Source organism: Hansschlegelia sp. KR7-227 (genome assembly GCF_049446035.1).
Lineage (GTDB): Bacteria > Pseudomonadota > Alphaproteobacteria > Rhizobiales > Methylopilaceae > Methylopila.
Map to the genome: position 1 here is coordinate 1,581,164 of NZ_JBMSEA010000001.1, position 24,881 is coordinate 1,606,044.

35 protein-coding genes are annotated in these 24,881 nt (G+C 67.8%); 2 read left to right on the forward strand and 33 right to left on the reverse strand.

Annotation, left to right across the window (positions count from 1 at the left end; translation table 11 throughout):
- Positions 1-150: 150 nt before the first annotated feature.
- The 6 genes from ACO2RJ_RS07345 to ACO2RJ_RS07370 all read right to left on the reverse strand — a co-directional run bounded on the left by ACO2RJ_RS07345 (position 151) and on the right by ACO2RJ_RS07370 (position 6,278).
- Positions 151-1,677: an acyl-CoA carboxylase subunit beta gene (locus ACO2RJ_RS07345; protein ID WP_423267336.1), complete on the reverse strand. Its 1,527-nt coding sequence runs from the start codon at positions 1,675-1,677 to the stop codon at positions 151-153.
- A 129-nt stretch (positions 1,678-1,806) separates the two neighbouring features.
- Positions 1,807-2,424 (reverse strand): hypothetical protein, encoded by a 618-nt coding sequence (locus ACO2RJ_RS07350; protein ID WP_423267337.1) that lies wholly within the window; start codon positions 2,422-2,424, stop codon positions 1,807-1,809.
- A gap of 175 nt (positions 2,425-2,599) precedes the next feature.
- Complete coding sequence (locus tag ACO2RJ_RS07355) at positions 2,600-3,703, reverse strand: GNAT family N-acetyltransferase (RefSeq protein ID WP_423267338.1); 1,104 nt, start codon at positions 3,701-3,703, stop codon at positions 2,600-2,602.
- 2 nt (positions 3,704-3,705) lie between these two features.
- The gene (locus tag ACO2RJ_RS07360; RefSeq protein ID WP_423267339.1) at positions 3,706-4,518 is read right to left on the reverse strand and encodes a glycosyltransferase family 2 protein; all 813 of its coding nucleotides are present in this window, start codon (positions 4,516-4,518) and stop codon (positions 3,706-3,708) included.
- Between the two features lie 351 nt (positions 4,519-4,869).
- Positions 4,870-5,607, reverse strand: a complete 738-nt coding sequence (locus ACO2RJ_RS07365; RefSeq protein ID WP_423267340.1) for an ATP12 family chaperone protein — start codon at positions 5,605-5,607, stop codon at positions 4,870-4,872.
- Positions 5,604-6,278 (reverse strand): HAD-IA family hydrolase, encoded by a 675-nt coding sequence (locus tag ACO2RJ_RS07370; RefSeq protein ID WP_423267341.1) that lies wholly within the window; start codon positions 6,276-6,278, stop codon positions 5,604-5,606. The genes ACO2RJ_RS07365 and ACO2RJ_RS07370 overlap by 4 nt, the downstream gene beginning before the upstream one ends.
- A gap of 127 nt (positions 6,279-6,405) precedes the next feature.
- Here ACO2RJ_RS07370 and ACO2RJ_RS07375 point away from each other — a divergent pair, with 127 nt between their 5' ends.
- On the forward strand, positions 6,406-7,701 hold the full coding sequence (locus ACO2RJ_RS07375) for a DUF3616 domain-containing protein (RefSeq protein WP_423267342.1): 1,296 nt from the start codon (positions 6,406-6,408) through the stop codon (positions 7,699-7,701).
- A gap of 11 nt (positions 7,702-7,712) precedes the next feature.
- Here ACO2RJ_RS07375 and ACO2RJ_RS07380 read toward each other — a convergent pair whose 3' ends face one another.
- The 4 genes from ACO2RJ_RS07380 to ACO2RJ_RS07395 are packed head-to-tail and all read right to left on the reverse strand — an operon-like array spanning position 7,713 to position 12,157.
- Positions 7,713-8,975: a pseudouridine synthase gene (locus ACO2RJ_RS07380; protein ID WP_423267343.1), complete on the reverse strand. Its 1,263-nt coding sequence runs from the start codon at positions 8,973-8,975 to the stop codon at positions 7,713-7,715.
- Between the two features lie 49 nt (positions 8,976-9,024).
- The gene (crcB, locus tag ACO2RJ_RS07385; RefSeq protein ID WP_423267344.1) at positions 9,025-9,402 is read right to left on the reverse strand and encodes a fluoride efflux transporter CrcB; all 378 of its coding nucleotides are present in this window, start codon (positions 9,400-9,402) and stop codon (positions 9,025-9,027) included.
- Complete coding sequence (locus ACO2RJ_RS07390) at positions 9,399-10,703, reverse strand: replication-associated recombination protein A (RefSeq protein ID WP_423267345.1); 1,305 nt, start codon at positions 10,701-10,703, stop codon at positions 9,399-9,401. The genes crcB and ACO2RJ_RS07390 overlap by 4 nt, the downstream gene beginning before the upstream one ends.
- 56 nt (positions 10,704-10,759) lie before the next feature.
- Entirely contained in the window at positions 10,760-12,157 is a 1,398-nt protein-coding gene (locus ACO2RJ_RS07395) for a DegQ family serine endoprotease (protein WP_423267346.1), read from the reverse strand.
- Positions 12,158-12,323: 166 nt separating this feature from the next.
- On the opposite strand from ACO2RJ_RS07395, the gene ACO2RJ_RS07400 reads away from it, so the two are divergent.
- Positions 12,324-12,509, forward strand: coding sequence for a hypothetical protein (locus ACO2RJ_RS07400; protein WP_423267347.1), 186 nt, complete (start codon positions 12,324-12,326; stop codon positions 12,507-12,509).
- An 83-nt stretch (positions 12,510-12,592) separates the two neighbouring features.
- On the opposite strand, the gene rplQ is transcribed toward ACO2RJ_RS07400, so the two are convergent.
- From rplQ to rplB, 23 genes are all read right to left on the reverse strand, one after another.
- Positions 12,593-13,009, reverse strand: a complete 417-nt coding sequence (rplQ, locus tag ACO2RJ_RS07405; protein ID WP_423267348.1) for a 50S ribosomal protein L17 — start codon at positions 13,007-13,009, stop codon at positions 12,593-12,595.
- 55 nt (positions 13,010-13,064) lie between these two features.
- Positions 13,065-14,081 carry a DNA-directed RNA polymerase subunit alpha gene (locus ACO2RJ_RS07410; protein WP_423267349.1) on the reverse strand — a complete coding sequence of 339 codons (1,017 nt, stop codon included), beginning with the start codon at positions 14,079-14,081 and terminating at the stop codon, positions 13,065-13,067.
- Positions 14,082-14,204: 123 nt separating this feature from the next.
- A complete protein-coding gene (rpsK, locus tag ACO2RJ_RS07415) occupies positions 14,205-14,594 on the reverse strand; it encodes a 30S ribosomal protein S11 (RefSeq protein ID WP_423267350.1) in 390 nt (129 codons plus the stop codon).
- Between the two features lie 90 nt (positions 14,595-14,684).
- Complete coding sequence (rpsM, locus tag ACO2RJ_RS07420) at positions 14,685-15,053, reverse strand: 30S ribosomal protein S13 (RefSeq protein ID WP_423267351.1); 369 nt, start codon at positions 15,051-15,053, stop codon at positions 14,685-14,687.
- Between the two features lie 243 nt (positions 15,054-15,296).
- The gene (locus ACO2RJ_RS07425; protein WP_423267352.1) at positions 15,297-15,896 is read right to left on the reverse strand and encodes an adenylate kinase; all 600 of its coding nucleotides are present in this window, start codon (positions 15,894-15,896) and stop codon (positions 15,297-15,299) included.
- Complete coding sequence (gene secY, locus ACO2RJ_RS07430; RefSeq protein ID WP_423267353.1) at positions 15,893-17,230, reverse strand: preprotein translocase subunit SecY; 1,338 nt, start codon at positions 17,228-17,230, stop codon at positions 15,893-15,895. The genes ACO2RJ_RS07425 and secY overlap by 4 nt, the downstream gene beginning before the upstream one ends.
- 56 nt (positions 17,231-17,286) lie before the next feature.
- Positions 17,287-17,769 (reverse strand): 50S ribosomal protein L15, encoded by a 483-nt coding sequence (rplO, locus tag ACO2RJ_RS07435; protein WP_423267354.1) that lies wholly within the window; start codon positions 17,767-17,769, stop codon positions 17,287-17,289.
- A gap of 17 nt (positions 17,770-17,786) precedes the next feature.
- The gene (rpmD, locus tag ACO2RJ_RS07440; protein WP_423267356.1) at positions 17,787-18,053 is read right to left on the reverse strand and encodes a 50S ribosomal protein L30; all 267 of its coding nucleotides are present in this window, start codon (positions 18,051-18,053) and stop codon (positions 17,787-17,789) included.
- Positions 18,054-18,078: 25 nt separating this feature from the next.
- On the reverse strand, positions 18,079-18,645 hold the full coding sequence (gene rpsE, locus ACO2RJ_RS07445) for a 30S ribosomal protein S5 (protein WP_423267357.1): 567 nt from the start codon (positions 18,643-18,645) through the stop codon (positions 18,079-18,081).
- Between the two features lie 31 nt (positions 18,646-18,676).
- Positions 18,677-19,039: a 50S ribosomal protein L18 gene (gene rplR / locus ACO2RJ_RS07450; RefSeq protein WP_423267358.1), complete on the reverse strand. Its 363-nt coding sequence runs from the start codon at positions 19,037-19,039 to the stop codon at positions 18,677-18,679.
- A 12-nt stretch (positions 19,040-19,051) separates the two neighbouring features.
- Positions 19,052-19,585: a 50S ribosomal protein L6 gene (gene rplF / locus ACO2RJ_RS07455; protein WP_423267359.1), complete on the reverse strand. Its 534-nt coding sequence runs from the start codon at positions 19,583-19,585 to the stop codon at positions 19,052-19,054.
- A 41-nt stretch (positions 19,586-19,626) separates the two neighbouring features.
- The gene (gene rpsH / locus ACO2RJ_RS07460; protein ID WP_423268930.1) at positions 19,627-20,022 is read right to left on the reverse strand and encodes a 30S ribosomal protein S8; all 396 of its coding nucleotides are present in this window, start codon (positions 20,020-20,022) and stop codon (positions 19,627-19,629) included.
- A 19-nt stretch (positions 20,023-20,041) separates the two neighbouring features.
- Positions 20,042-20,347, reverse strand: coding sequence for a 30S ribosomal protein S14 (rpsN, locus tag ACO2RJ_RS07465; protein WP_423267360.1), 306 nt, complete (start codon positions 20,345-20,347; stop codon positions 20,042-20,044).
- Between the two features lie 12 nt (positions 20,348-20,359).
- Positions 20,360-20,917 carry a 50S ribosomal protein L5 gene (rplE, locus tag ACO2RJ_RS07470; RefSeq protein ID WP_423267361.1) on the reverse strand — a complete coding sequence of 186 codons (558 nt, stop codon included), beginning with the start codon at positions 20,915-20,917 and terminating at the stop codon, positions 20,360-20,362.
- Positions 20,910-21,227 carry a 50S ribosomal protein L24 gene (gene rplX / locus ACO2RJ_RS07475; protein WP_423267362.1) on the reverse strand — a complete coding sequence of 106 codons (318 nt, stop codon included), beginning with the start codon at positions 21,225-21,227 and terminating at the stop codon, positions 20,910-20,912. The genes rplE and rplX overlap by 8 nt, the downstream gene beginning before the upstream one ends.
- The gene (gene rplN / locus ACO2RJ_RS07480; protein ID WP_423267364.1) at positions 21,227-21,595 is read right to left on the reverse strand and encodes a 50S ribosomal protein L14; all 369 of its coding nucleotides are present in this window, start codon (positions 21,593-21,595) and stop codon (positions 21,227-21,229) included. Before rplN ends, rplX begins: the two co-directional genes overlap by 1 nt.
- A gap of 84 nt (positions 21,596-21,679) precedes the next feature.
- Complete coding sequence (gene rpsQ, locus ACO2RJ_RS07485; RefSeq protein WP_423267365.1) at positions 21,680-21,958, reverse strand: 30S ribosomal protein S17; 279 nt, start codon at positions 21,956-21,958, stop codon at positions 21,680-21,682.
- 10 nt (positions 21,959-21,968) lie between these two features.
- The gene (gene rpmC / locus ACO2RJ_RS07490; RefSeq protein ID WP_423267366.1) at positions 21,969-22,181 is read right to left on the reverse strand and encodes a 50S ribosomal protein L29; all 213 of its coding nucleotides are present in this window, start codon (positions 22,179-22,181) and stop codon (positions 21,969-21,971) included.
- Between the two features lie 11 nt (positions 22,182-22,192).
- Positions 22,193-22,606, reverse strand: coding sequence for a 50S ribosomal protein L16 (gene rplP, locus ACO2RJ_RS07495; protein ID WP_423267367.1), 414 nt, complete (start codon positions 22,604-22,606; stop codon positions 22,193-22,195).
- A gap of 26 nt (positions 22,607-22,632) precedes the next feature.
- Entirely contained in the window at positions 22,633-23,337 is a 705-nt protein-coding gene (gene rpsC / locus ACO2RJ_RS07500; protein ID WP_423267368.1) for a 30S ribosomal protein S3, read from the reverse strand.
- 10 nt (positions 23,338-23,347) lie between these two features.
- On the reverse strand, positions 23,348-23,737 hold the full coding sequence (rplV, locus tag ACO2RJ_RS07505; protein WP_423267369.1) for a 50S ribosomal protein L22: 390 nt from the start codon (positions 23,735-23,737) through the stop codon (positions 23,348-23,350).
- A 4-nt stretch (positions 23,738-23,741) separates the two neighbouring features.
- Positions 23,742-24,020, reverse strand: coding sequence for a 30S ribosomal protein S19 (rpsS, locus tag ACO2RJ_RS07510; RefSeq protein ID WP_423267370.1), 279 nt, complete (start codon positions 24,018-24,020; stop codon positions 23,742-23,744).
- A 12-nt stretch (positions 24,021-24,032) separates the two neighbouring features.
- Positions 24,033-24,869: a 50S ribosomal protein L2 gene (gene rplB, locus ACO2RJ_RS07515; RefSeq protein ID WP_423267371.1), complete on the reverse strand. Its 837-nt coding sequence runs from the start codon at positions 24,867-24,869 to the stop codon at positions 24,033-24,035.
- Positions 24,870-24,881: the final 12 nt, after the last annotated feature.

The window sequence follows — 24,881 nt, forward strand, 5'->3', positions numbered from 1 at the left end:
CCCCGCGCGTCATGACGATCCCGTGACGAAGGGAATAGCCGGAATTGTGCGGCGCCGAAAGCTCATAGATGCGGCGCGCGCCCGCCAAGGCGGCCCGATGCGTCCGCGCGCCCCGCTCGCGCTTAAACCGCTGCGATCGGAAGCCTGCGGTCAGAGCGGAATGTTGTCGTGCTTCTTCCAGGGGTTCTCCAGCCGCTTGCCCCTGAGCATGGCGAGCGCGCGCGCGACGCGGCGGCGGGTCGAGCGCGGGTGAATGACCTCGTCGATGTAGCCGCGCTCGGCCGCGATGAAGGGCGACATGAAGTGGTCCTCATACTCCTTGGTCTTCGCCGCGATGCCGTCCGCGTCCGCGCCGCGGAAGATGATCTCCACCGCGCCCTTGGCGCCCATCACCGCGATCTGCGCCGTCGGCCAGGCGTAGTTCACGTCGCCGCGCAGGTGTTTCGACGCCATGACGTCATAGGCGCCGCCGAAGGCCTTGCGGGTGATGACGGTGACCTTGGGCACGGTCGCCTCGGCATAGGCGAACAGCAGCTTCGCGCCATGCTTGATGAGGCCGCCATATTCCTGGGCGGTTCCCGGCAGGAATCCCGGCACGTCGACGAAGGTGACGATCGGGATCTCGAAGCAGTCGCAGAACCGCACGAAGCGCGCGGCCTTCCGGCTGGCGTCCGAATCCAGCACGCCGGCGAGCACCATCGGCTGGTTCGCGACGAAGCCGACGGTGCGGCCCTCCATCCGCCCGAAGCCCGTGACGATGTTCCGCGCGTAGGCCGCCTGGATCTCGAAGAAGTCGCCCTCGTCGACCGTCTTCAGGATCAGCTCCTTGATGTCGTAGGGCTTGTTCGGGTTGTCCGGGATGATCGTGTCGAGCGAGAAATCGTCGCGCTCGGCGTCGTCGAAGGACGGCCATTCCGGCACGCCCTCGATGTTGTTTCCTGGCAGGAAGTCCATCAGCCGGCGCATGTCGACCAGGGCGTCGACGTCGTTGTCATAGGCGCCGTCGGCGATCGAGGATTTGGTGGTGTGGACCTTGGCGCCGCCGAGCTCCTCCGCCGTCACCGTCTCGTTGGTGACGGTCTTCACGACGTCCGGGCCGGTGACGAACATGTAGGAGCGGTCGCGCACCATGAAGATGAAGTCTGTCATCGCCGGCGAATAGACGTCGCCGCCCGCGCAGGGACCCATGATCACCGAGATCTGCGGGATGACGCCAGACGCCAGCACGTTGCGCTGGAACACCTCGCCATAGCCGCCCAGCGCCGCCACGCCCTCCTGGATGCGCGCGCCGCCGGCGTCGAACAGCCCAATGACCGGCGCGCGGTTGCGGATCGCCATGTCCTGGATCTTGATGATCTTCTGGGCGTGCGCCTCCGACAGCGAGCCGCCGAACACCGTGAAGTCCTTCGCGAACACGAAGACCTTGCGGCCGTTGACCGTGCCCCAGCCGGTGACGACGCCGTCGCCGGGGATCTTCTGCTTCTCCATGCCGAAATCGTTCGAGCGATGCTCGACGAACATGTCGTATTCTTCGAAAGAGCCGGGATCGAGGAAGATCTCGAGCCGCTCGCGCGCCGTGAGCTTGCCCCGCGCGTGCTGGGCGGCGATGCGCTTCTCGCCGCCGCCGAGCCGCGCGGTCGCGCGCCGCTGCTCGAGTTCCGCCAGAACGTCCTTCATCGCCTACGCCGCCTTCGGGTCTCGTCGCATGTGTGCGTGAGCCCTATCGCGCCCTATGCGGCGCCGCAACGCCGACGAAGGGCGTGCGCGGCGCGGGAGGCCCGTTCCCCCTCGTCGACCACTTGCAGCTCAGCGGTTCGCCGCAACCCTCGCCGGAGCTTGCTTCGCCGCAGATATGGACTCTTCCGCCGGCCTCTGAGGCACACGCTTGACCGGCGGCATATAGATGATCGGATCGTCCCGAAAGAGCACGGGATCCACGATGGCGCTTCCTAAGGCGAGCCTCAGCGCGATCTTGGCGAGCCCGTCGGCCAGCCGGTCGTCCACTCGCTGCTTTTCCTGAGCCGCCGAGACAATCAATCCCACGACGCCGCCACTGTGGTTGTCGCTCCATGCGGCCTCGACTTCGTCCTGAACTCGCCCGGACGCGACGTCGATCACGGCGACCCGGCCGCCGACATGGTTGGCGTCGCCAACCAGAAGCGCCAGCGCCGGATTTTTATAGGTGTGCCGCTCGACGACGATGCGCAGCTCTTTCGGTGCGCCAGCGCGCTGAAAGCGGGCAGCGTACTGAAGGGTTTTGGCCTGCACGCTCTCGGCGAAGCCCGGAGCCGAGACATTGGGCGCCAGCGAGACCTGCACTTTGCTGATATGCGCGGGTTCGCCCGGAGACAGGATGCCAGGCGTAGCGGCGCAGGCGGCAAGCGGAAGCGCGATGAGCGCCGCAGGGACGAGCTTCCTGAACACGAGGCGGGCCTTCCGAATCCATGGCTGAAGCGACCAGTCTCAATCGGCGACGGCGCGCGCAGGACGCAATTCCCCCATCGTCACACGCATGAGAAAGATCGCCGCTGTGACGGTCGCGCCACGTCTCACGGCGCGCCGCAGCGCGCGCCGGCTTGCTTCGACCGGCGTCAAGCGGTCAGCCGCGCCGTCTCCGCGAGGCGTCCACCAGCGAGAACGCCAGCCGGCTGGAAAACGCCGTCGAGCGCTGGAAGCCGCCCGCATACAGCACGCGCTCCGGGCGCCAGCGCGTCTTCGAGACGTCCGTCCCCGTGGACAGGTTGAGGATCCTGAAGCCCTTGCCGATCGCCCACTGGATCGCTTCCGCCACCACCGTCGTCATGACGCTGTAGCGGCCCCATTCGGGCTCGTAGCCGGAATAATAGAGATAGATCTCGTCCCCGAGGACGAAGCCGATCCGCGTCGCCACGACCTGACCCGCGACCAGCATCTGGAAGATCCTGAGGTTTCCGGCCTCCGCCATCGCCTGACCGTAGTCGAAGAGGAAGCGGCGGCCGTTGTCCTGCGCGAAGACGTCGAGGTGCTGAACGGCGGCGTCAGCTTCCGCCCGGCCGCGGTGCAGCTCCAGGAAGCGCTCCAGCGCGCGGCCGGCCTCCGCGGGGTCTTCGACGACGCGGATCTCGAAGGCGTGGCCGTCGCGCGCCATCGAATTGTAGCACTTGCGCAGGGACTCCTTGATGTTGCGTGGGAGGCCCGCCTTGAAGGCGTCCCACGTCTCCGGCAGCGGGAGATAATAGTTCGGCGTTTCGACGTATTGCTCCAGCGGGACGGCGCGCCGCGGCCAGTCGTCCTGCTCCTCGCTCTTGCGCAGGCCGCGCCACTGCACCCAGTCCCACTCATGCGCGGCGCCCACCAGATGCGCGCTGAGGGTCTTGACGACCTCCGGCATCGCTTCCAGGCGGCAGATCGGGCCGCGGAGTTCGGTGACGTAGGTGTCGGCGCCGATGAACTGCAGTTCACGCGCCCTGAACGGCCCTCGCGCCGGCCGGTGCGTCAGCATCATGGGCGCGACGGCGACGAGCCGACGGCTCGCGTCGCGCAGCACGTAGACCCGAAGATCGTCGCGGACGAATCCGTCGCGGCGGTAGTTCCGCCACCAGGCGCGGGTCCACAGCGGCGAGGTGAAGGGCGTGCGCGGCGACAGCGAAGCGTCAAGCTGCTCCCATTCGGGTGCGAGCAGGTCCAGCTTGCGCTCGTCGGTGATCGTCTCAACCGTCAGCATCGTCATGCTCCCCACGTTTTCGCGAAGGTTTTCAGCAGGAAGAAATCCGCGACGCCATGCTCCTTGCGGTAGCGGGCGTGCATCAGGCGGTAGCTCGCCACAATCGCGTCCCGCCGGCCGGGCCCGTGCATCATCGACGGGGCGATGCGGTAGTGCAGGGTCGGCCGGTCGACGAAGCGGACGTCGAAGCGGCGAACCGCGCGTGCATAGAAATCCACGTCCTCGACGAGCGGCAGTCCGAGGTCGAAGCCGTCGATCGCGGCGATGCAGGAGCGTCGGAGGATAGCGGCGCCGCACACCAGCATGGCCGGCCGGAACAGCATGGAGGCGGCGAAAGCCCAGCGACCTGCGATCCGCCCCAGGCGCCCGCACCGCCGGGCCCGCCGCGCCGCGTCGGCAAAATACGCGGCTTCCGCGGCGACCTGCGCCTCGTCGGCGCCGAACGGAAGAACGCGGCCGAACAGCACGTCCACATTGGGCGACGCCCGGAAGAACGCCGCCGCCTCGGCATAGTGGCCGGCCGGCACATGGTCGTCGTCGTCCATGAAATGGACCAGTTCCCCCGACGCGAGGCTCGCTCCGAGATTGCGAGGCCCGGCCGGTCGGCCGCCGGAGGGAGGTCGGTTACGCACATAGGAGATGCGGGGATCCCCAAGCGCATTGACGACCGACTCCGCCGAACCCTCGGCGGAGTCGTCCACGACGATCAGTTCGAGCGTGACCCCGTCCTGGCGCAGAACGCTGCGAAGCGCCTCGTCGAGCTCGGCCGGTCGGCGGTATGTTGGTATGATGACAGAAATGTCCGGATTTGACACAGCATCTTCCCGGAAAGGAGCGCGCTCTCAACTCCAGAAATTTTATCTCAATTTTGGGCGCGCACTAGCCGTTTGATTCGCTGCTCGCGCCCCGAGGAAGACGGATACTCGACATCTGACGGCCGCGTGAGGAAGGACGCCACGAATACCAGGCGGTTAACTTTGTTTACTATGTCGGGGAATACCCCCCTCCCGGCGCAACTGGGCGGGCGCGCGCGCCGCGCGGCGCCCAGCCGTCCGAACGCCACGGCGAAGACCGCCTGACGGCATGCGTCCCGAAATGAACATTTCAGGGCCGGAGCGGCGTCTCACATCGGGCCGACGCGATTCGTCAGCCGGGCGAAGCGGCGATCAGCGCGGCTCGGCCGCCTCGATCGCCATCGCCGCCGCGGCCGCCATCTCCCGCCAGCGGGCGGCGGTCCGCGCCTCGGCCTCGAAGTCTGCGCCCCAGAGTTCGGCGTTCCAGTCGTCGTCGACCTGCGCCGCCCGCCAGGCCTCCTCCACCGTCCAGCGCCGGCGAAGAACCTTGAGGGCGATCAGGGCCGAGCCGGTCAGCGTCGTCATCGTGCTGAGACCCGCCAGCACGAAGGCGTCGTCGCGCGGAATGGCCCGCCCCACCGCCTCCAGCGCGTCCGCGGACTGCTCGACGAACATCACGCCCTCGGCCAGGACGAAACGCGCGCAAAGCTCGTCGCGCGCAAAGGCCAGCACCGGATCCCAATGCACGGACTGGCGCGCGACCAACCGGGCCGGCCCTTCGGCGCGGTAGAGCACCAGATCGCTGCCGGCGTATTTCAGGATCTCATCCGCGACGGCGTCACGCTGGCGCGAGACCCCGTCTATCGCCGCGTTCGCGAGCCGCGTGAGCGGCATGGTCGCGGGATCGATCCTGTCGCCCTGCGCGCGCCACTCCTGCGCCACGGCCTCGGCCAGCGGCAGGGTCGGCACGCCAAGCAGCGCCTTGGCCGGCGTCCGGACGGGCCGCCCGTCGAGCGTGGTCCCGAACAGCCCGTCGCGCTCGACGATGTCGACGGTCGCGTAGAAGCGCTTCGGCAGCGACGCCGCGCCCGGCCGCGGAGAGTCGGTCATATCGCCTCCGCGGGATCGGCCAGTCCGAGGGCCGGCATCAATTCGCCGAAGCCCCCGAGCACGCGCTCCGCCCCGGCCGCGAGCAGGCGTTCCGGCGGATGGTAGCCCCAGTCGACGCCGATCGCCCTGACGCCGGCCGCGCGCGCCATCAGCATGTCGAAGGTCGTGTCGCCGACCATGACCGCATCCTGCGCGAGGACGCCGGCTTCGGCGCAGGCCTGCAGCAGCATCGCCGGGTGCGGCTTCGACGGCGCGTCGTCGGCGCATTGCGTGGCGACGAACCGCCCCTCGAAGCCGAAGCGCTCGACGAAGCGCTCGACCCCGCGGCGGGAGTTCCCCGTGGCGAGCGCGAGCATGACGTCGTCGCGCGCGGAGAGCCTGTAGATGACGTCCGCCGCGCCGTCATAGAGCCCCGACTCGTCGGGCGCATGCGCGTGGCTTTCGCGAAAAATCGTCTTGAAGGCCTCGCCGATCGCCTCGCGCGGGTGCCCTGGGGCCTGTCGCGACAACTCGGCCACCGCCTCGGCGACCGAAAGCCCCACCACGCCGGTGATCGCGGTTCGGCTCGGCGGTTCGAGCCCATGATTGACGTAGGCTGCGGTCATCGCCGCCACGATGGCGTGCTGGCTGTCGACCAGCGTGCCGTCGACGTCGAACACGACGAGCTTCATCCGCGCCTTCGCTCTTCCCGTTGGAACGAGGCCAGACCTACGCGCGGGATCGGCCGGGCACAAGCCGGCGCCGTCGCCGGGACTGCGCGCGGCACTAGATCCCCCTGCGACATGAAGAGAGAGCGCGATGACGGTTGAGTCCAAAGACCACGCCCCGGAAGGGGCCCTGCCTACCCTGCGGGCCGCGGCGGCGGCGATGCACGCCGTGCAGCGTGGTCAGGACCCGGCGGAGGCGATCGCCCGCCTTGGCGTGACGGCGGCTGAGTATCGCCGCCTCTCTAAGGCCGTGGAGGCGCGCCGCAAGGCGAAACTCGTCGGCCGCGTGACATTGGCGTTTCACGACGTCGGACCGTCCGCGGAGGCGGACCTTCGTGAGGACGTTTCCGCGGTCGTCGCCGTGGGCGACGGCGAATGCCTATGGATCGGAGCCGACGAGGGCGCCTCGCTGGAGCGCCTCTCCGCGCGTCGCGACGCCACCGGCCGTATCGAGGGATATGGCGACCATGTCCGCTTCGATCTGCACGACTTCTTCGATTTTCCGGGAGAGCGCGACGAGGAGGCCGACGTCGAGGGCATGGCGATCGCCGACGGCTTCTTGTGGATCGTCGGTTCGCACAGCCTGAAGCGGAAGAAGCCGAAGGGCGACGACGATCCGGAAGCGGCGCTCGAGGCGCTTACGACCGTCCGGCGCGAGGCCAACCGATTCCTCCTCGGCCGCATCCCCCTGGTCGCCAGCGATCGGCCAGGCGTGCCCACGCTTGCGAAGACCGCGCCCGCGATCGATGGCGGACGGCGCAAGCGCCGCGCCGGCGCTCTCTCGATGACGACCCGCGGCAACCCGCTGTCTCGGCTGCTCGCGTCGGACGTGCATCTCGGGCCGTTCCTGCAGATTCCCTCCAAGGACAACGGGTTTGACGTCGAGGGCATGGCGGTCGCGGGCGATCGCGTGTTTCTCGGTCTGAGGGGCCCCGTGCTGCGCGGCTGGGCGACGATCCTCGAAGTCGCCTTCAAGGCGAAGAAGGACGGGCGCCTGAAACTGAAGCCCTTCGCCGACGACCAAAAAGTCAGAAAGCACTTTCTCGATCTCGACGGCCTCGGCGTGCGGTCGCTGCTGATGGACGGCGCCGACTTCCTCATCCTGGCAGGCCCGACCATGGATCTCGACGGCCCGGTGCGACTCTACCGGTGGCGCGGCGCCCTAGACGCGCAGGCCTCGTCCGTGGTCGCGGCGGACGCCGTCGAGCACGTGCTCGACCTGCCGTTCGGCGAAGGCGACGACCATGCCGAGGGCGCGACCTTCGTGCGGCTCGCGCCGGAGGCGCCGGAGAGCCTTCTCGTGGCGTATGATTCGCCGAGCCGCTCCCGCCTGGTGCGCGAGGGGGGCGTGCTCGCCGACCTCTTCGAGCCGCCGACATTGGACTGAGCTCGCAGCGCTCAGTCTTCGGGCGCGTCGACGATCGGGTCGTAGCGCTCGGCGTCGAAGCCCAGCAGATTCCAGGACTGCGCCATGTGCGGCGGCAGCGGCGCGGATACGTCGAGCATGTCGCCGTTCGGCAGCGGCAGCACCATCCGGCGCGCGAGCAGATGCAGGCGGTTCTGGATGCCGCCCGGAAGCTCCCAGTTCTCGACGTTGAAATATTTCGGGTCGCCGACGATCGGGTGGCCGATATGGGCGCAGTGGGCGCGCAACTGGTGAGTGCGGCCGGTCACGGGCTTCAACGAGAGCCAGGACAGCTTCTGCCCGGCCTGGTCGACGACCGCGTAATAGGTGAGGGCATGGGCGGCGCCCTCGTCGCCATGCTCGGCGACCATCATGCGCTCGCCCGCCGGCCCCTCCCCTTCGCCCTTGGCGAGATAGGTCGAGATCCGCCCCTGCTTGACGCGCGGCACGCCCGGCACGAGCGCCCAATAGACCTTCCGGGCGTAGCGGGACCGGAACGCTCGCGCGAGCTCTGAGGCCGCGAGCCGCGTTTTCGCGACCACCAGCACGCCGGCCGTGTCCTTGTCGATGCGGTGGACGAGCCGCGGCTTCTGCCCGTCACGGTCGGTGAGCGCGGCCAGCATGCCGTCGACGTGACGCGTCATTCCCGAGCCGCCCTGCACGGCAAGGCCGAACGGCTTGTTCAGGACCAGCACGTTGCGGTCTTCGAAGAGCGTCATCTCCTTCAGCTCGCGGGCGTCCCGGTCGTCCTTCGCAGGGCGACGGACGGCGGGCGCGGCGGGGCCCTCGCCCTCGACGCTCTCGTCCTTCAACGGCGGCACCCGGATCGTCATGCCGGCGGAGAGGCGCGTCGCGGTCTTGGCGCGCGCGCCGTCCACCCGGATCTGTCCGGTGCGGCAGAGCTTCTGCAGATGGCCGAAGGCGAGCGCCGGAAAGCGCTCCTTGAACCAGCGGTCCAGCCGCATCCCCTCCTCCGCCTCGCGGACCGGGATCGACTGCACGCCGGCGGCCTTGCCCGGCAGCGCCGGAAGGACCTTCGCGGCGATCGCGAGACTTTTCTCGACCGCCGTCCGCGGCGCCGGCTTGGCCGCCGGTTTGGCCAATGGATCGGACGACGGCTTGCGGAACGCCGCGTTCGTGGCCGCCCGGGTCGCGGCGCGGGTCGGCTTGCCGTCCGGCCTGCGGCCGGCCGAGACGCCGCCAGGGCGGGCCTTGCCAGGGGCGGACTTCGGGCCGCGGGGGGTACGTTGCGCCATGTTGAAACTCTCGTGCGCGCGGAAAACGGCCGGGCGCTAGGCTCTTCGATTAGCCCAGCGCTCGCCCGAGCGCGAGCCCTGCGACGAGCGCGCCGAGCGCGAGGCCCACGGAAGCGGCGACGTAAGCCGCCGCAAGGCCGGTTTCGCCGCGCTCCCAGAGAGCGATCGCGTCGAGCGAAAACGCCGAGAAGGTGGTGAAGCCGCCGAGCACGCCGGTCATCAGGAACAGTTTCAGCTCCATCGGAGCCTGCGTCTTCAGGGCGAGGGCCGCTGCGACCAGGCCCATGACCAGGCCGCCGACGACGTTGACGGTGAGCGTCCCCCAGGGGAATCCCGGGCCGAAAGCGCGCATGGTCGCGACGTTGACGCCGTAGCGCGCGACCGAACCGAGCGCGCCGCCGAGCGCGACGAAAAGCACCGGGATCATGACCGTTCCGCTCTCAGCTTCGTCCAATAGTCCAGCCGCTTTCGAAGCTCGCGCTCGAAGCCGCGGTCCGGCGGATCATAGAAGCGCTGCCGTCCGATCGCCTCGGGGAAGTAATCCTGCCCCGAAAACGCCTCGGGCGCGTCGTGGTCGTAGGCGTAGCCCGTGCCGTAGCCTTCGGCCTTCATCAGCTTGGTCGGCGCGTTGAGGATGTGCTTGGGAGGCGGGAGCGAGCCGCCCTCCTTGGCCGCCGCGCGGGCGCGCTTGTAGGCGACGTAGACCGCGTTCGATTTCGGCGCGGTCGCGAGATGCACCACGCATTCGGCAAGCGCGAGCTCCCCCTCCGGCGTGCCGAGCTGCTCATAGGCGTCGCGGGCGGCGATCGCGAGCGTGAGCGCCTGCGGGTCGGCGAGGCCGATATCCTCCGACGCCATGCGGATCAGCCGCCGCGCCAGGAACAGCGGGTCTTCGCCCGCGTCGAGCATGCGCGCAAACCAGTAGAGCGCGGCGTCGGGGTCGGAGCCGCGCACCGATTTGTGCAGGGCCGAGATCAGGTTGTAGTGGCCGTCCGCCGATTTGTCGTAGATCGGCGCGCGGCGCTGGACGACGTCCTGCACGCGCGCAGCGTCGAAGATCTCGCCGGCGCGGGCGGCGCGCCAGACCTCCTCCGCAAGCGTGAGCGCCGCGCGGCCGTCGCCGTCCGCCATGCGGATCAGCGCCGCGCGGGCCTCCTCGTCGAGCGGGAGCGCCCGACCCTCGATCTCTTCGGCCCGCGCGAGCAACTTCTCAAGCGCGTCGGCGTCGAGCGACTGGAACACGAGCACGCGCGCGCGCGAGAGGAGCGCCGCGTTCAGCGCGAAGGAGGGATTCTCGGTGGTGGCGCCGACCAGGGTGACCGTGCCGTCCTCCATCACCGGCAGGAAGCTGTCCTGCTGGGCCCTGTTGAAGCGATGGATCTCGTCGACGAACAGCAGCGTCCCCTTGCCGATCGCCCGGCGGCCGCGGGCGGCTTCGAACACCTTCTTGAGGTCGGCGACGCCGGAGAAGATCGCCGAGATCGGCTCGAAGGCGAGGTCCGTCGCGTCGGCGAGCAGGCGCCCGACCGTCGTCTTGCCCGTGCCCGGCGGTCCCCAGAAGATCAGGCTGCCGAGCGAGCCGGCCGCGACCAGCCGGCCGAGGGCGCCGTCGGGTCCGAGCAGCCGCTCCTGGCCGATCACCTCGTCGAGCGCGCGCGGCCGCAGGCGGTCCGCAAGCGGCCGCGGCGCCTCGCGCGCCATCCCTGCGGCCTCGAAGAGGTTGGTCATCGGAGGGCCTCCCAGCCCGCATTCGCAGCTCTACGGACGCCGCCCGACCGTAGCCTTCAGAACACGCTCGTCACGGTCTCGCCGTCCCGCTCGATCGTCACCTTCCAGTAGGCGCTCCGGCGCGAGGCGACGCGCGCGAGATCCCGGACGTTCGAGACGCGCGCGTCGTTCACCGCGCGCACCACGTCGCCTCGCTGAAAGCCCAACCGCTCGGCGACCGACCCCGACTGCGTCGCCATGACCACCACCCCCTTCATGCTCTGGGGCAGCGACATCTCTTCGGCGACCGCGGGGGAGAGATTCGCGACCTCGACGCCGGAGAACGGCGAGTCGCCCGCAAGCGTCTGCTGCTCGCGCGCCGGCGTTTCCGGGGCCGCGGCCAAGGCGACGCTGAAGTCCCGCGGCCGGCCCTGGCGCTGCACCGTCACAGTGGCGGAGCCGCCGACCGGCTGGGTCGCGAAGCGGAACGAGAAGCCTTCGACGTCGTCGACCGGGCGGCCGTCGACGGCGGTGATCAGGTCGCCCGGCTCCACGCCGCCGCGCGCCGCCGGCGATCCTTCGGCGACGGTCGCGACCAGCGCGCCGCCGGGATGTTTCAGCCCGAGCGTCTCGGCGATCTCGGGCGTCACCGGCTGGAGGTCCGCGCCGAACCACGGCCGGGTCACCGTTTTCGAGCCTGCGCGCGCCGAAGAGACCACGACCTGCACCATACGCGCAGGGATGGCGAAGCCGATTCCGACCGAGCCGCCGGTCTGGGAGAAGATCGCGGTGTTGATGCCGACGAGCTTGCCGTCGAGGTCCACCAGGGCGCCGCCGGAATTGCCGGGATTGATCGGCGCGTCCGTCTGGATGAAGGACTGGAAGTCGCCGACGCCGACCTGAGTCCGCGCGAGCGCGGAGACGATGCCGGAGGTCACCGTCTGGCCGACCCCGAACGGGTTGCCGACCGCAAGCACGAGATCGCCGACCTGCACCGCGTCGGAATCGGCGAAGGGCAGCCACGGGAAGCGCTCCTTGCCGTCGCCGATCTTCAGCACGGCGAGGTCGGTTCGCTTGTCGACCAGGACGATCTTGGCCTCGTATTCGCGCTTGTCCGCGAGCGCCACGCGGACCTCGGTCATGCCCTCGACGACATGGTTGTTGGTGACGACATAGCCCTGCCCGTCGACGATCGCGCCCGAGCCGAGCGAGCGCTGCACGCGGTCGCGCGGGAGCTGCGCCCCGTCGCCGAAGAACTGCCGGAAGAAGGGATCGTCAAAGAGAGGGTTCCGCCGCCGGCTCTCCGTGCGGGTGGCGTAGATGTTGACCACGGCCGGCGTGGCGCGCGCGACGACCGGCGCGAAGGACAGCTTGATCTCCTGCCGTGTTTCGGGCGGCCGGCGCTCCTCGGCGCGGGCCGGCGATCCGGACGCCAGGACAGCGAGCGCCAGGACGATGCTCGGGACGACACGCATGACGGCTGACTCCTGCAGGCTGGACGTGAGCCCAATATAGGTCGTCACGCTTCGGCTTGACCGCATCGGACGCTCCGAGGGTAAAGCTCTACGACGAGCCCGCGCCCTGCGGTCGATCGGGGACCGACGACGACGCCCATCCCAACTTTACGATGCGAGGTCCCACGTGAAGACGCTGCTTCTTGTGATCGGGGTTCTGGTCTTCGCCGCCGGCGCGCTCTGGACCGGCCAGGGACTGGGCTGGATCGCGTGGCCGAAAGAGAGCTTCATGATCAGCCAGATCCAGTGGGCCTATTACGGCGCGGCGACCGCGGTCGCCGGCCTGCTGCTGATCGTGTGGTCGCGTCGCTGAGGCTTCGGACCGCTCGTCCGAGCGAAACGAAAAAGCGGCCGTCGCCGGCCGCTCTTCGTCAGCATAGCGATGACGGCGAAACGTCACGCCGCCTCGGCGGCCTCGGCGCGGGCGCGATCGACGGCGCCCTTGGCGTTGACGTCGCGGTCGACGAACTCGATCACCGCGACCGGCGCGTTGTCGCCGTGGCGGAAGCCCGCCTTGAGGATGCGGAGGTAACCGCCCGGACGCTCCTTGTAGCGCGGCGCGATCACGTCGAAGAGCTTCTGCACCGTCGGAACGTGGCGAAGCTCGGCGATCGCCAGGCGGCGGGAGTGCAGGTCGCCGCGGCGGGCGAGCGTCACCAGCTTCTCGACGATCGGACGCAGGTCCTTCGCCTTGGGAAGCGTAGTCACGATCTGCTCGTGCTCGATCAGCGACTGAGCCATGTTGGCGAACATCGCCTTACGGTGGCTCTGCAGACGGTTGAAGCGGCGTCCCCGCCGGCCGTGCATGGACATGTCGTCGTCTCCTTCAGACCTGCGCCCGCTTTCGGGCGGCGCGAGGTCCGCGACCTCAGTAGTGTTCTTCGAAGCGCTTGGCGAGTTCGTCGATGTTGTCCGGCGGCCAGCCGCCGACCTCCATCCCGAGATGCAGGCCCATCTGAGCGAGCACTTCCTTGATCTCGTTCAGCGACTTGCGGCCGAAGTTCGGGGTGCGGAGCATCTCGGCTTCGGTCTTCTGGATCAGATCGCCGATGTAGACGATGTTGTCGTTCTTGAGGCAGTTGGCCGAACGGACCGACAGCTCGAGCTCGTCGACCTTCTTGAGCAGCGCCGGGTTGAAGGCGAGCTCCGGGATGGACGACGGCGCGCTTTCCTTCTTGGGCTCCTCGAAGTTCACGAACACTTCGAGCTGGTCCTGCAGGATGCGCGCGGCGTAGGCGACCGCGTCTTCCGGCGTCACCGAGCCGTTGGTCTCGACCGAAAGCGTGAGCTTGTCGAAATCGAGATTCTGGCCCTCGCGGGTGCTCTCGACCCGGTAGGAAACCTTCTTGACCGGCGAATACAGGCTGTCGACCGGGATCAGGCCGATCGGCGCGTCTTCGGGCCGGTTGCGGTCGGCCGGCACGTAGCCCTTGCCGGTGTCGACCGTGAACTCCATGCGGATTTCGGCGCCGTCGTCGAGCGTGCAGAGCGGCAGGTCCGGGTTCAGGATCTGGACGTCGCCGACGACCTGAATGTCGCCCGCCACGACCTGACCGGGGCCCTGCTTGCGCAGCACCATCCGCTTCGGGCCTTCGCCCTGCATCTTGATCGCCACGTCCTTGATGTTGAGGACGATGTCGGTCACGTCCTCGCGGACGCCTGGGATCGAGGAGAACTCGTGCAGCACGCCGTCGATATGGACGGAGGTGACCGCCGCGCCCTGCAGCGAAGACAGCAGGACGCGGCGCAAGGCGTTCCCGAGAGTGAGGCCGAAGCCCCGCTCGAGCGGACCGGCGACCATCGTCGCGATCCTCTTGCCGTCGACGCCGCCGGCGATCTCGAGCTTGTTCGGCTTAATGAGGTCTTGCCAGTTTTTCTGGATCACGGAAGTGCATCCTTAGTCAGCCGCGGGCCGCCCTCGCCACGCGGGGGCCTCACCGCCAAACGCGGGGGCCCGGAACGGACATGCGCCCGGGCGTCCCGCGGGCGCATGAAACGAAACGCGACGTCAGACGCGGCGGCGCTTGCGCGGCCGGCAGCCGTTGTGCGGAATCGGCGTCACGTCGCGGATCGACGTCACCATGAAGCCCGCCGCCTGCAGCGCGCGCAGCGCCGACTCGCGGCCGGACCCCGGCCCCCTCACCTCGACCTCGAGTGTGCGCATGCCGTGCTCGGCCGCCTTCTTGGCGGCGTCCTCGGCGGCGACCTGCGCAGCGTAAGGGGTCGACTTACGCGAACCCTTGAACCCCTGAGCGCCCGCCGACGACCAGGACACCGTGTTGCCCTGCGCGTCGGTGATGGTGATCATCGTGTTGTTGAACGTCGCGTTCACATGCGCGACGCCCGACGCGATGTTCTTTCGCTCGCGCCGGCGAACGCGGGTGGCTTCCTTGGCCATATCGATCTCGATCCTTCGGGCGCGCCCGTCGTTCCAGGCGCTCGGGATAAAAGGCGCCGCCCAAACGAGCGGCGCGCAGGTTGAAACGTCTTACTTCTTCTTGCCGGCGATCGGCTTCGCCTTGCCCTTGCGGGTGCGGGCGTTGGTGTGCGTGCGCTGCCCGTGGACCGGCAAACCGCGACGATGGCGCAGGCCGCGGTAGCAGCCGAGATCCATCAGGCGCTTGATGTTCATCGCGACTTCGCGGCGCAGATCGCCTTCGACCATGTAGTCGCGGTCGATCGTCTCGCGGATCTGGATGACCTCGGCGTCCGTCAGCTGATTGACGCGCCGCTCGGCCGGGATCGAGACCTTGTCGCAGATCTCGGTCGCCTTCTGGGCGCCGATGCCGTGAATATACTGAAGCGCGATGATCACGCGCTTGTTCGTGGGAATGTTGACGCCAGCAATACGTGCCACGTGGGCCATCTCCATTTGAGCCGACCGGAAGGGTCGGAGAAAAGCGCGCGTCCGGTGGAGCCCGGCCCATGCACGCTGAAAAAGCAGAACGACACCGCGGCCCCTGAGAGCCCACGCTACGTTGCGCTTTCGGTGAAGGGGTTGCGCGTAGCCCGTCTTGCGCTGTTCGTCAACCCTTAAGAACACGTTCCGCGCAAGCGACGGCTCGCGCGGCGTCCGTCTGGTCGTCGCCGCGCCGTTCCGTCAGGTCGCCGGCGACCGCGCCGCGGCGAGTTCCGCGTCGATCTGGGCGGCGACGTCCTCGATCGAGGCCATGCCGTCGACTGCGGCGTGCAGGCCCTTCTCCTGATAGAACGGGCGCAGCTGGCTCGTCACGTTGTTGTAGTCGTCGATGCGGCGGCGGACCACCTCCGGCGCGTCGTCGCTGCGCACCGGTTTTCCGGCGGCGGCGAGCTCGCCGGCGCGGCGTTCGACCCGCGACATCAGCACCCCGTCGTCAACCTTCAGTTCGACGACGGCGTCGAGCTTCATGTCCTTGTCGTCCAGCAGGTCGTCGAGCGCCTGAGCCTGGCTGACGGTCCGGGGAAAGCCGTCGAGAATGAAGCCGTTGCGCGCGTCTGGCTCTTCGATCCGGTCCGAGACGATACGGACGACGATCTCGTCGGGCACCAGCGCGCCCTTCGCGATGAGATCCTTCGCCTCCAGTCCTACGGGAGTCCCCGCGGCCACCGCGGCGCGCAGCATGTCGCCAGTGGAAAGCTGGATGATGCCGTGCTTTTTGACCAGGCGCTCGGCCTGCGTGCCCTTGCCGGCGCCGGGGGGCCCGAGAAGCACCAACCTCATCTGCGTTTTCCCCTGAGCTTGGCCTTCTTGATGAGGCCTTCGTACTGCGCGGCGTAAAGATGGCCCTGCACCTGCGCGACGGTGTCCATCGTAACCGACACCACGATCAGGAGAGAAGTGCCGCCAAAGTAGAATGGCACGGCGGCGTAGGAGATGAGGATCTCGGGAATCACGCACACCAGCGCGATGTAAATGGCGCCGACGACCGTGATCCGTGTGAGCACGTAGTCGATGTATTCAGCGGTGCGCTCGCCCGGACGGATGCCGGGAATGAAGCCGCCATACTTCTTCAGGTTGTCGGCCGTCTCGGTCGGATTGAACACGATCGCCGTGTAGAAGAAGGAGAAGAACAGGATCAGGGCGACGTAGAGCACCATGTAGAGCGGCCGGCCGTGCGCGAGGTAGGCCGTGACCGCGCCAAGCCAGGCGGGCCCCTGTCCGCCGGCCGAGAAGTTCGCGATCGTCGTCGGCAGCAGCAGCAGCGACGACGCGAAGATCGGCGGGATGACGCCGGCGGTGTTCAGCTTGAGCGGGAGGTGGGAGGATTCGCCGCCGGTCATCCGGCTCTGCGACACTTGGCGCTTCGGGTACTGGATCAGCAGCCGTCGCTGGGCGCGCTCCATGTAGACGATGAAGGCGATGACGACGATCGCCATGACGACGATGCCGAAGATCAGCGCGGTCGACAACGCGCCCTGACGGCTGAGCTCGAGCGTGCCCGCGACCGCCGACGGAAGCTCGGCGACGATGCCGGCGAAGATGATCAGCGAAATGCCGTTACCGATGCCGCGCGCGGTGATCTGCTCGCCGAGCCACATCAGGAACATGGTCCCGCCGGTCAGCGTGAGCACCGTCGACAGCCGGAAGAACAGGCCGGGATCGACCACCACGTTCGGCTGGCCTTCGAGGCCGACCGAAATGCCGTAGGCCTGGATCGCGGCGAGCGCGACCGTGCCGTAGCGGGTGTACTGGTTGATGACCTTGCGGCCCTGCTCGCCCTCCTTCTTCAACGCCTCGAGGTGCGGCGAGACGGTGGTCATCAGCTGAACGATGATCGAGGCGGAGATGTAGGGCATGATGGCGAGCGCGAAGATCGCCATGCGGCCGACCGCGCCGCCCGAGAACATGTTGAACAGGCCGATGATGCCGGTCGACTGCTGGCGGAACACCTCCGCCAGCGCGGCCGGGTTGATGCCCGGCATCGGGATATACGTGCCGAGCCGGTAGATCAGCAGGGCGCCGAGGGTGAACCAGATCCGCTTCTTGAGTTCGCCGGCCTTGGAGAAGGCGGAAAAATTCAAATTCGCGGCAAGCTGTTCGGCAGCGGAAGCCATCGGTCGCCTCTAAAGAGCAAGAAAAATGCGGTTCGCCAGCGTTCCAGATGGGAACGTCAGGCGGCGTCCGCATCCTTCTTCGGGGCGAGCAGCGACACCTTGCCGCCGAGCTTCTCGATGACGTCGGCGACGGACTTCGAGACCGCGTAGACCTCGAGGTCCAGTTTGGTCTTGAGTTCGCCGCGGCCGAGCACCTTCACGCCGTCCCTCTTCTTCGACAGCACGCCGGCCTCGATCAGCGCCTGCTCGGTCACCGGCTTGCCCGCGTCGAGCTTGCCGGCGTCCACCGCCTGCTGAAGGCGAGCCAGGTTGACCTCGTTGAGGTCGGTCGCGAACAGATTGGTGAAGCCGCGCTTCGGCAGACGCCGGTAGAGCGGCATCTGACCGCCCTCGAACGCCTTGATCGCGACGCCGGTGCGGGACTTCTGACCCTTGACGCCGCGGCCGCCGGTCTTGCCCTTGCCGGAGCCGATGCCGCGGCCGACGCGCATCCGCTTCTTGGTGGCGCCGGGATTGTCGTGGAGTTCGTTGAGCTTCATGACGTTCTCTCCAGCGCTCAGCGAGCGGCGTCTTCGACGCGCACGAGATGCGCCACTTTGGCGATCATTCCGCGCACGGAGGGGGTGTCTTCCAGCGACCGGCGCTTGCCGATCCGGCCGAGGCCGAGGCCGACGAGCGTGGCGTGCTGGTCCGCCGGACGGCGCGTCGAGGCGCCGATCTGGACGACCGTGACGGTCTCGCCGCTCACGGCCTTGGCGGCCCGGCCCTTCGGCGCAGCCTTTTTCGGGGCGGCGGCGGCCTTGGTCTTTTCAGTGTCGGCCATCGTCAGCCTCCTTCGCGATTACGTGTCAGCCTTCGGCGACGGCGTCGGCGTCGACGTCGCGACGACGGGCCTGCAGCGTCGAGACCTTGAGGCCGCGGCGCGCCGCGACCGAGCGCGGGCTGTCCTCATGCTTCAAGGCGTCGAACGTCGCCCGGACCATGTTGTAGGGGTTCGACGAGCCGAGCGACTTGGCGACGACGTCATGCACGCCGAGCGTCTCGAACACGGCGCGCATCGGGCCGCCGGCGATGATGCCGGTGCCGGCCGGAGCCGCGCGCAGCACGACCTTGCCGGCGCCGTGGCGGCCGTCGACGTCGTGATGCAGCGTGCGGCCCTCGCGCAGCGGCACGCGGATCAGGCCGCGCTTCGCCGACTCGGTCGCCTTGCGGATGGCCTCGGGCACCTCGCGGGCCTTGCCGTGGCCGAAGCCGACGCGGCCCTTCTGGTCGCCCACGACGACGAGCGCCGCGAAGCCGAAGCGACGGCCGCCCTTCACCACCTTGGCGACGCGGTTGATGTGGACCAGCTTGTCGACGAACTCGCTGTCCTCGCGGTCGCGATCGCGGCGGTTCTCTCTGGGCTCACGAGCCATGTCTAACGTATCCTCTCGCCTCGGGCGGGCTTCAGAAGTTGAGCCCGCCCTCACGGGCGGCCTCGGCCAGGGCTTTGACCCGGCCGTGATAGATGTAGGCGCCGCGGTCGAACACCACGTCGGTCACGCCGGCGGCGGTGGCGCGCTCGGCGACCAGCTTGCCGACGGCCTGCGCCGCCGCCACGTCCGCGCCGGTCTTCTTGCCCGCGCGGAAGTCCTTGTCGAGCGTCGAGGCCGACGCAAGCGTCACGCCCTTCGTGTCGTCGATGATCTGCGCGTAGATCTGCTTCGACGAACGGAAGACGGACAGGCGCGGGCGCCCGTTCGCGGCGCTCTTGAGCGCCCTGCGGACCCGCGCCTGGCGGCGGGCCAAAGTAGCCAGATTCTTCGCCATTGTCCCGGGCCCTTACTTCTTCTTGCCTTCCTTGCGGAAGATGAACTCGCCCGCGTATTTGACGCCCTTGCCCTTATAAGGCTCGGGCCGGCGGAAGTCGCGGATCTCGGCCGCAACCTGCCCGACACGCTGACGATTGACGCCCGAGATCGTGACCTCGGTCGGCTTGCCCGTGACGATCTGGATCCCGTCCGGGATCGGATAGATCACGTCGTGGCTGTAGCCCAGCGCGAGCACCAGGTTCTTGCCCTGCACCGACGCGCGATAACCGACGCCGGTGATCTCGAGCTTCTTCTCGAAGCCCTTGGTGACGCCCTCGACGAGGTTCGACACCATGGTCCGCGACATGCCCCACATCGAGCGCGCGCGCTTGGTGTCCTCGCGCGGCTGGACCGTGACCTTGCCGTCCTTAAATTCCACCACGACATCGTCATGGACCATAAAGGCGAGTTCGCCCTTCGGACCCTTGACCTTGACGTACTGGCCGTCGACCGCCGCGGTGACGCCCGACGGCACGTCGACCGGCTTCTTGCCGATGCGCGACATGATCGCTCTCCGTATCCTTTTTCGAGAAGCCTCCGCCGACGTCAGAAGACGCGGCAGAGGATCTCCCCGCCCACATTGTTGTCGCGGGCGTCGTGATCCGCCATGACGCCCTTCGGCGTCGAGAGGATCGAGATGCCGAGGCCGTTGGCGACGCGCGGCAGGTTCTTGACCGAAGCGTAGACCCGACGGCCCGGCTTCGACACCCGCTGAATCTCGCGGATGACGGGCGCGCCGTCGTAGTACTTCAGCTCGATCTCGAACTCGCTGCGGCCATTGGCCATTTCCGTCTGCGTGTAGCCCCGGATGTAGCCTTCCGACTGCAACACGTCGAGCACGTGTTGGCGCAGGCGCGAGCCAGGCGTCGACACGCTCGTCTTGTTCCGCATATGCGCGTTGCGGATGCGCGTCAGCATATCGCCGAGGGGATCGTTCATCATGGTCATGGAACCCTCCTCCTCACCAGCTCGACTTCAGGAGGCCGGGAACCAGCCCCGCGGAGCCGAGATCCCGCATCGCGATGCGCGAGATGCCGAGCTTGCGGTAGTAGGCGCGCGGCCGGCCGGTGACTTCGCACCGGTTGCGGATGCGAACCTTGGCGCCGTTGCGCGGCATTTCCGCGAGCTTGAGGCGCGCCGCGAAGCGCTCCTCCAGCGGACGGTTCTGGTCCGCGGCGATCAGCTTCAGCTCCGCGCGCTTGACGGCGTCACGGGCGACCAGCTTGCGGCGCCGCTCGTTCTTTTCGATCGCGCTTTTCTTAGCCATGCGATCCTCCCGTCACTGCCTGAAGGGGAAGTTGAAGGCCCGCAGCAGAGCGCGCGCCTCGTCGTCAGACTTCGCCGTCGTGCAGACGATGACGTCCATGCCCCAGACCTGATCGATCTTGTCGTATTCGATCTCCGGGAAGATGATGTGCTCCTTGATGCCGAGCGCGAAGTTGCCGCGGCCGTCAAAGCTCTTCGGGTTCAGGCCGCGGAAGTCCCGGACGCGCGGAAGCGCGATCGTGACCAGGCGGTCGATGAAGTCGTACATGCGGGCCCGGCGCAGCGTGACCTTGGCGCCGACGGACTGGCCTTCGCGCAGCTTGAAGGTCGCGATCGACGTGCGCGCCTTGGTGATCACCGGCTTCTGGCCGACGATCTTGGCGAGCTCGCCTGCAGCGTTGACGACCTTCTTGGAGTCCGCCACGGCTTCGCCGACGCCCATGTTGACGACGACCTTGTCGATCGTCGGCACGGCGTTGACGTTCTTGTAGCCGAACTCCTCGACCAGCTTGGACCGGACGACGTCGTCGTAGTGGCGCTTCAGGCGCGGGATGTAAGCGGTCTCAGCCATCGATCTGCTCTCCCGAACGCGTGGCGACGCGGACCTTGCGGCCGTCGTCCAGGACCTTGAAGCCGACGCGCGTCGCCTTGCCGTCCTTCGGATCGGCGAGCGCAATGTTGGACAAATGGATGGCGGCCTCCTTGCGGATGATGCCCCCTTCCTGGGACTGCGTCTGGCGCTGATGGCGCATCACGACGTTGACGCCGCGCACGATCGCGCGCGTCTCGGTGGGGATGACCTTCAGCACTTCGCCGGTCTTGCCCTTGTCGCGGCCGGCGAGAACGACGACCTTGTCGCCCTTCTTGATCTTCGCGGCCATCACAACACCTCCGGCGCAAGCGAGATGATCTTCATGTGGTTCTTAGCGCGGAGCTCGCGGGGAACCGGTCCGAAGATGCGCGTGCCGACCGGCTCCTTCTGATTGTTGATCAGCACGGCCGCATTGCGGTCGAAACGGATCACGGAGCCGTCGATCCGACGGATGTCCTTGGCCGTGCGCACGACGACCGCCTTCATGACGTCGCCCTTCTTCACGCGGCCGCGTGGGATCGCCTCCTTGATCGACACCACGATGATGTCGCCGACAGAGGCGTAGCGGCGGCCGGCGCCGCCGAGAACCTTGATGCACATCACTCGCTTGGCGCCGGAATTGTCGGCGACGTCGAGGTTGCTCTGCATCTGAATCATGGCCGTATACCTTTCTTTCTCGCTCGGAGCCGGTTTCCGCGTCGTCGGCGGACCTGGCCCGGCGGGCCTAACTCTTCAGATGAATTATTCGGACGCGGTCGGCGCGGGAGCGGCGACGTCGGGATCCACGGTCACGTCGGCCCGCACAACCCAACGCTTCAGCTTCGAGATCGGGCGGCTCTCCTCGATCCACACGAGGTCGCCCACCTTGAAATGGCCGTCCTCGTCATGGGCGTGGTAATGCTTCGTCCGCCGCACCGTCTTCTTGAGAAGCGGATGCGTGAACCGACGTTCGACCTTGACCACGACGGTCTTGGCGTTCTTGTCGGAAATGACGGTCCCGAGCAGGACTCTCTTCGGCATGATGTCCTCCTCAGGCCTTCGGCTGGGCGACGTCGCCCCGCTTGACGGACGCGACGGTTCGGACGCGCGCTATGTCGCGTCGTACCTGCCGCACCCGCGACGTGTTCTCGAGCTGACCGGTCGCCTTCTGAAAGCGCAGGTTGAACTGCTCCTTCTTCAGCTTGACGAGCTCGTCGTCGAGCTGGTCGACGGTCATCGTCCTGAGGTCTTGCGCTTTGGCCATGACGTTTGTCCTCAGTCGTCGATGCGCTGCACGAAGCGCGTGCGGATCGGCAGCTTGGCCGCAGCCAGCGCCAACGCTTCCTTGGCGAGTTCGACCGACACGCCGTCGAGCTCGAACATGATCCGTCCGGGCTTGACCTTGGCGGCCCAGTATTCCGGAGCGCCCTTGCCCTTGCCCATGCGGACCTCAGTCGGCTTCGACGAGATCGGCACATCGGGGAAGATGCGGATCCAGACGCGGCCGGCGCGCTTCATGTGGCGCGTCATCGCGCGGCGCGCGGCCTCGATCTGACGCGCGGTGACGCGCTCAGGCTCCATGGCCTTCAGGCCGAACGCTCCGAAGTTCAGTTCAAAACCGCCCTTGGCGGCGCCGCTGATGCGGCCCTTGAACTGCTTGCGGAACTTTGTGCGCTTCGGTTGCAGCATGATTCAATAACTCCCGGGCGCTCGCCTTACGCCGCCTGATCGCGGCGCGGCGGACGTCCGCCCTCGCCGTCGTTCAGGCGCCTGTCCTGAGCCATGGGGTCGTGCTCCATGACTTCGCCCTTGAAAATCCAGACCTTAACGCCGCAGGTGCCCATCGCGGTCTTCGCGGTGGCGACCCCGTAATCGACGTCGGCGCGCAGCGTGTGCAGCGGCACCCGGCCCTCGCGGTACCACTCGGTCCGCGCGATTTCGGCGCCGCCGAGACGGCCCGCGCAGTTGATGCGGATGCCCTCGGCGCCGAGACGCATCGCCGACTGCACCGCGCGCTTCATGGCGCGGCGGAACGCGACGCGGCGCTCGAGCTGCTGGGCGATCGACTCCGCGACCAGGGTCGAGTCGACTTCCGGCTTGCGCACCTCAACGATGTTGATGTGCACCTCGGAAGCGGTCATCGAGCCGACCTTCTTGCGAAGCTTCTCGATGTCCGCGCCCTTCTTGCCGATCACGATGCCCGGACGCGCCGAGTAGATCGACACGCGGCACTTCTTGTGAGGGCGCTCAATGACGATCTTGGAGACCGCCGCCTGCTTCAGATCCTTCAGCAGCGCGTCGCGGATCTTGATGTCCTCGTGCAGCAGCTTCACGTACTCGCCCTTGCGGGCGAACCAGCGCGAGTCCCACGTGCGGTTGATGCCGAGCCGAAGCCCGATCGGGTTGACCTTGTGACCCATCGTCTTCTCCTCAGGCTTTCGCCGCGTCCGCCTCGACCTGACGAACGATGATCGTCAGATGCGAGAACGGCTTCACGATAGTGCCCACACGGCCGCGCGCCCGCGGGCTGAAGCGCTTCATCTGGATCGACTTCCCGACGAAGGCCTGCGCGACGATCAGATCGTCGACGTCGAGATCATGGTTGTTCTCGGCGTTCGCGATCGCGCTCTCGAGCGTCTTCTTCACCTGGCCGGCGATCCGCTTGCGCGAGAAGGTGAGCTCGGCGAGCGCCGTCTCGACCTTCTTGCCGCGGATCATCTGCGCGACGAGGTTCAGCTTCTGCGGCGAGATCCGGACCGTGCGGAGCACGGCCTGGGCCTCGTTCTCGGGAAGCGCGCGCTTGGCTGCTGGCTTGCCCATCTGATTACTTCCTCTTCGCCTTCTTGTCCGCCGCATGACCGTAGAAGGTGCGCGTCGGGGCGAACTCGCCGAGCTTGTGGCCGATCATCTCTTCCGAGATGTTGACCGGGATGTGCTTGTGACCGTTGTAGACCCCGAAAGTGAGGCCCACGAACTGCGGCAGGATGGTCGAGCGACGGCTCCAGGTCTTGATGACCTCGCTGCGGGTCGAGGACCGCGCGGCATCCGCCTTCTTCAGCAGGTACCCATCGACAAAGGGACCCTTCCAGACCGAACGTGACATGTCAGGGCTCCCTTACTTCTTCTTCCGGGCGTGCCGGCTCGAGGCGATGAACTTGTCGGTCGCCTTGTTCGAACGCGTTCGCTTGCCCTTGGTCGGCTTGCCCCAGGGCGTGACCGGATGACGGCCGCCCGAGGTGCGGCCTTCGCCGCCGCCATGCGGGTGATCGACCGGGTTCATGGTGACGCCGCGGTTGTGCGGCTTGCGGCCGAGCCAGCGCGAACGGCCGGCCTTGCCGAGGCTGATGTTGCCATGGTCCGGGTTCGAGACCGCGCCCACGGTGGCGTAGCACTGGCCGTGCACAAGGCGCTGCTCGCCCGACGAGAGGCGAAGCGTCACGTAACCCTGGTCGCGGGCGACGATCTGCGCGTAGTTGCCGGCCGAGCGGGCGATCTGGCCGCCGCGCCCGATCTTGATCTCGACATTGTGGACGATCGTGCCGACCGGCGCCGCGCCGACGGGCATCGCGTTGCCCGGCTTCACGTCGACCTGCGGGCCGGACACCACGGTGTCGCCGACCGCCAGACGCTGCGGAGCCAGGATGTAGCTCAGCTCGTCATCGGCGTAGCGGATCAGCGCGATGAACGCCGTGCGGTTCGGATCATACTCGATCCGCTCCACCTTGGCCGGCACGCCCGCCTTGCGACGCTTGAAGTCGATCAGACGGTACGTCCGCTTGTGGCCGCCGCCGCGGAACCGGACCGTGATCCGGCCGTGGTTGTTGCGGCCGCCGGAGGACGACAGGCCCTCCGTCAGCTGCTTCAGCGGCTTGCCCTTGTAGAGCGCCGAGCGGTCGACGAGCACGAGCTGGCGCAGGCCAGGCGTGATCGGATTGTAGGACTTGAGCGCCATCGCTTCGGTTCC